Here is a 4548-nt window from a genome sequence, read left to right on the forward strand (position 1 = left end):
CGCACCACGCCATCGGTGATGGCAAAAATCGGCGTGCCTGTTGCTGTTCCGATATCCAGGCCGCGGTGAAAGTCATAGCGATAGTTGTCCGACGGCAGTTGCCTGGGGCCGAAGGTAGAGGCAATCGGAAAATCGGCGTGTGCCGCCGAGCCCCACCGTTCGCTCGGGCAGCCCTGACTCGCATCCCAGCCGACAGGGGGTGCCTCAGCGATGCGCCCGCACAGAGGCCATGCCGGGGACGGGTCGTAGTTATTCGCCTGGGCCATACAGGGCAGGCAGGTAGCGAGCATCAGCATGATTCTTTTCATCGTCGTAGTCCCCCTGTCCCAGGATCGTCATTATCAAGTAATCTCAGACTGCCTGTAGGTGTCAATGCCTGCAAGCCGGGTTGGAGTTTCGACGAGGGTTTTATGGCGATTGATGAGGGTCTGGCCGAGCGTGTCAGGGAACAGCTTGAGGGACTGCAGGGGTTGAGCGAAAGGCGTATGTTTGGCGGCCTGGCCTTCATGATTAATGGCAATATGTGCGTGGGCCTGGTGCGGGATTCATTAATGGTTCGGGTAGGTCCGAATGCCTATGAATCGGTGGTGAAGCTGCCGTTCGCCCGTCCCATGGACTTTACCGGCAAGCCTCTGCGAGGCTTTGTCTATGTTGCGCCAGAAGGCGTTGCCGAAGACGAGGATCTGGTTGCCTGGGTGGAGCGCGGCGTGTCTTTTGCGGCCGCCTTGCCGCCCAAAATAAAGTGAAGAAATGATGCAAAGTCTTGTACTGAAAGCCGGTCCGCAGGCACTGGCCAGAATCCGCGACCAGGGCCTGACACCTGACCTGTTTTCGCATGTCGGGGCGGCTGCCGGCGGTCCCAAGTGGCTGGCACTGCGCCCGCTTGACAGGGCCTTGTTCGGCGAATGGCTGGCGAAACCGGCGCAGCCCTTGCAGGGCATTGGCTCATCGATCGGGGCCTGGCGACTGGCAGCCCTGGCACAGGCCGATCCGCTGGCCGCCCTGGATCGGTTCGAGGCGGCCTATCTGGCGCAGAGCTATAGCGATAAACCGGATGCACATGAGGTGGCAGCCGAGGCAGGGCGGATCCTGGATCAGTTTGTCGATGACCAGGCGCGGCGCGAAATACTGGCTAGCCAACGCATCCACCTGAACGTTGTCACCACCCTTGCGCCCGGCCTGCTGGGTGCGCACTCGACTACGCTGCAAATGCTGGGCCTGATCAAGATTATCGCCGCCAACGCGGTGTCGAGAGGCTTGTTTGCCCGCTGCCTGCAGCGGGTACTGTTTCATGCACCGGGTGCTGTGGTGAAGTACCACGATGACGGCTTTCGTACCCAGTACCAGCCACTTGCACTGGAGAATCTGCGTGCTGCCTTGCTCGGCACAGCGGCCATTCCACTGGTGATCGCAGCCGTGCGGGATATTCCGGGAGGTCCGCCGGGCACTTACCTGGATGGCGGTCTCATCGATTATCACATGGACCTGCCGCTCGCCCAGCCCGATGGCCTGATGCTGTTGCCGCACTTCAGCGAGCGCGTTGTGCCGGGCTGGTTCGATCGCTATTTCAAGGGGCGTGTGCCACGACACCTGGACAAGGCCCTGTTACTGGCGCCGTCTGCAGAATTGCTGGCTCGCCTGCCTAATGGCAAGGTGCCGGACCGGCGGGATTTTGCCCACTACGGCAAGGACAATGCCGCGCGTATTCGTGACTGGAAAAAGGCCATTGACGAGTGCCAGCGCATGGCAGACGACTGGCAACGCTGGCTGGCCGACGGCAGCTTGGTGGGGCGTATTGAGCCGCTCTAGCTTGCTGTTTCTTCAAGCAGGGATTGCAGGCTGCGGGTCAGATCCCGTTTGATCTGTTTCCACAGGTGCCCGCCTTCCAGGGCGAAGCGCTGATTCACTTCCAGCTCGATGCCGGCATAGTGCCTGGCATCGAAGTGCTTGCGCAGGGCAGTGGCGTGACCGTCCTCGATGCCCGCATAGGGGTAATTACGTCGCACGCGCCACTGCGGATCGGTGGCCTTCAACAAAGCCTGCCAGCGGAGACATAGCGCTCGCTCGGCCTGGCGGGAAGGGTCATAGAGCAGGCCGATATCGGCATTGCGCTGCTCACCGTTCAGCTCCGGTGTGAAACTGTGCACGGAAATGTGCAGCACCTGATGCCCTTGTTCGATGTGTGCATGCACGTCCTCTTCAAAGGCCCCGCGAAAGGGCCGGTAATGCCGGGCGACAATGCGTTGGCGTTGTGCTGCATCCAGTTGCCTTACCGCTTCGCTGTGCAGACGCGGATGGGTGGTCGAACGGTTCAGGTCAACCAGCAGGCGCGTGATCTGCGCGGCGTGCAGGGGTGCGCCGAGCTGGCGCGCCATGTGGCGAGCCATATTCAAGGCGCCAGCATCCCAGCCGCGATGGCTGTTCAGAAGCACTGCATCCTGCAAGACCCCACGCCAGGCGGCGGGGACACGGTTGCCCCCATGTTCGCAGCTGAGGATCACGGACCAGTTGGGCATGGGTTCAAGGACTGGGCGCGAAGAAGTTGTCGTTATCGAGGTTATTGCAGAGCTGGCCATACACCCGTTGCATGGCAGGGCGACGGGCGTCGGTTTTGATGGCCTCAAGAATGCGCCGCGCGAGGCAGCCATGACGCAGGTAATGTTCTACCCAGTAGCCGGCACGATCACTCAGCAGCCCGCGGGCCGTGGCGCTGTTGGCGAGCTGCTCCCATAACCGGCTGAGCGTAGTGCTGGAGCTGCGGGTAAAGCCGAACAGGCGCAGGTAGGCCGCGTCATGAATCTCGGTCTGTTCAGCCTTTTTCATACCGGCTTCGAGCAGCGAGACCAGTGAAGACAGTGGCCAGTCGAGTTGCGTCGCATGGCTGCTCCAGTTTTCTTCCACCAGACCACGTATGGTGGCGACCGCCAGCTCGGCAATGGCCAGGTCGGCGCTCACGCACTCCTGGCTGTCCAGTACACGGATCTCTATGGCGTTGCGGTCAAAGCGGGCAATGGCGCCGCGCGCGTTAAGCCATTCGTGTTGCAGCGTGCCCTCGGCATCCTGCGGGGCAATGGCGGCATACATGGGCTCGAGGATTGTGGTCTGGTAGCTGTCATAACCATGGATGGATTCGGGTATGACGGCCCCTGTGATGTTGGGAATACGGCGACAGTTATCACGGTAGACCAGCATGCGGGTATCGAGCCATTGCGTGGCACGGCCCTCCATCAACGGGCTGCTGGCGGCCAGCCCGGGTAACAGTGGTAATACCAGGCGAATGGCGGCGTGCAGCCGAGCCAGTTGATCGTCGCCCTGGAACGGCAGGTTCACGTGCATGCTTTGCAGGTTCGCCCAGCCATGACCACGGCAGTCAAAGATGCGGTCCAGCGCCGCATAGATGACGCGGTCGCCATGTGGCCAGATACGAAATTCGCTATGCGGGTCCATCCAGGGGTGCATTGCGCCGGGCATCAGGCGCGCGCCATGCGGGTGTAGTTCGGCCAGCAGCTTGTTTCGACTGCGGTTGAAGGCGGCTACCTGTGCCGGGATGCTGGTGACCGGCCCATTGGTCTTGAGTTCGACGACATGCAGGGCCAGTTCATTGGACCAGGCGATGTCGCCATCGTCACGGCTCTGGTCATCAAGCAGACGGTCGGTGATCGGCAGCACCGAGAGGCTGTCACGATCCACGATCATGTACTCGATCTCGATGCCATAGCCTTCGAACAGGCCCAGGTCGTCACGGTCCGTCATAGGGCCTCAGTCGTGTTCGCTGCGACGGGCGCGTTGTTCCACCCGACGCAGGAAATGTTCCATGATCCGGTAGTACAAGGCATCGCCTAACACGGCATCTTCCACGCCGGCATCGATACTGGGGTTGTCATTGATTTCGATAACGTAGAGCTCGTCGCCGGCCTGCTTGATGTCCACACCGTATAACCCATCACCGATTGCCCTGGCCGCACGCAGGGCCAGTTCGACCACCTCCTGTGGCGCGCCTTCTACCGGCAGGGTCTCGGCTTCACCCTCGACGGCCGGGCCCTCGCCCTCGCGCTGGATGATCTGCCAGTGCCCGGCAGCCATGAAATAGCGGCATACATACAGTGCCTTGCCATCGAGCACCCCGACCCGCCAGTCGTAATCGGTGGGCAGGAAGCCCTGGGCGATCAGCAGTTCGGATTTTTCAAACAGGCGGGACAGCTCACGCTTCAGTTCAGTGGCTGTATCGACCTTGACCACCCCAAGCGAAAAGGCGCTATCCGGCTGTTTGAGAACGCAGGGCAAACCCAGCAGGGGTTCGATCTGTTCCGCGTTGCCCCGGTGCACGATGAGGGTCGGCGGGGTCGGAATCTTGAGTCGCGCCAGGCGTTCGGCCAGGTAGACCTTGTTGGTGCACTTGAGGATCGAGTCCGGGTCATCGATCACCGCCAGGCCTTCTACCGCGGCGCGGCGCGCAAAGCGATAAGTGTGGTTGTTGACATGGGTGGTGGCACGTATGAACAGTGCGTCATATTCAGCGATATGGCCAAAATCGTCCTGTTCGATCCG

The 4548-nt window shown here is 61.2% G+C and carries 6 protein-coding genes; 2 read left to right on the forward strand and 4 right to left on the reverse strand.

Annotated features, from left to right (window positions below; translation table 11 throughout):
- A partial coding sequence (locus tag ABZE94_RS20545) for a M23 family metallopeptidase (protein ID WP_372877947.1) occupies positions 1-308 on the reverse strand: 308 nt, incomplete at its 3' end.
- Between the two features lie 102 nt (positions 309-410).
- On the opposite strand from ABZE94_RS20545, the gene ABZE94_RS20550 reads away from it, so the two are divergent.
- Entirely contained in the window at positions 411-746 is a 336-nt protein-coding gene (locus ABZE94_RS20550; RefSeq protein ID WP_372877949.1) for a TfoX/Sxy family protein, read from the forward strand.
- Positions 747-894: 148 nt separating this feature from the next.
- Positions 895-1809 carry a patatin-like phospholipase family protein gene (locus ABZE94_RS20555; RefSeq protein ID WP_372877951.1) on the forward strand — a complete coding sequence of 305 codons (915 nt, stop codon included), beginning with the start codon at positions 895-897 and terminating at the stop codon, positions 1807-1809.
- Here ABZE94_RS20555 and ABZE94_RS20560 read toward each other — a convergent pair.
- The 3 genes from ABZE94_RS20560 to ABZE94_RS20570 all read right to left on the reverse strand — a co-directional run.
- On the reverse strand, positions 1806-2576 hold the full coding sequence (locus ABZE94_RS20560) for an N-formylglutamate amidohydrolase (protein WP_372877953.1): 771 nt from the start codon (positions 2574-2576) through the stop codon (positions 1806-1808). The two genes, ABZE94_RS20555 and ABZE94_RS20560, sit on opposite strands and share 4 nt — an antisense overlap.
- Entirely contained in the window at positions 2521-3753 is a 1233-nt protein-coding gene (locus ABZE94_RS20565) for a glutamate-cysteine ligase family protein (protein WP_372877955.1), read from the reverse strand. The genes ABZE94_RS20560 and ABZE94_RS20565 overlap by 56 nt, the downstream gene beginning before the upstream one ends.
- Positions 3754-3759: 6 nt before the next feature.
- Positions 3760-4548 (reverse strand): RimK family alpha-L-glutamate ligase (locus tag ABZE94_RS20570; RefSeq protein WP_372877957.1); only part of this gene is annotated, 789 nt, incomplete at its 5' end.

It is taken from the genome of Pseudomonas sp., assembly GCF_041601375.1.
Taxonomy (GTDB): Bacteria; Pseudomonadota; Gammaproteobacteria; order Pseudomonadales; family Pseudomonadaceae; genus Aquipseudomonas.

Coding starts and splice junctions, on each gene's coding strand:
- ABZE94_RS20550 (WP_372877949.1), top strand. CDS start 411: ATGGCGATTGATGAGGGTCTGGCCGAGCGTGTCAGGGAACAGCTTGAG.
- ABZE94_RS20560 (WP_372877953.1), bottom strand. CDS start 2,576: ATGGCCAGCTCTGCAATAACCTCGATAACGACAACTTCTTCGCGCCCA.
- ABZE94_RS20565 (WP_372877955.1), bottom strand. CDS start 3,753: ATGACGGACCGTGACGACCTGGGCCTGTTCGAAGGCTATGGCATCGAG.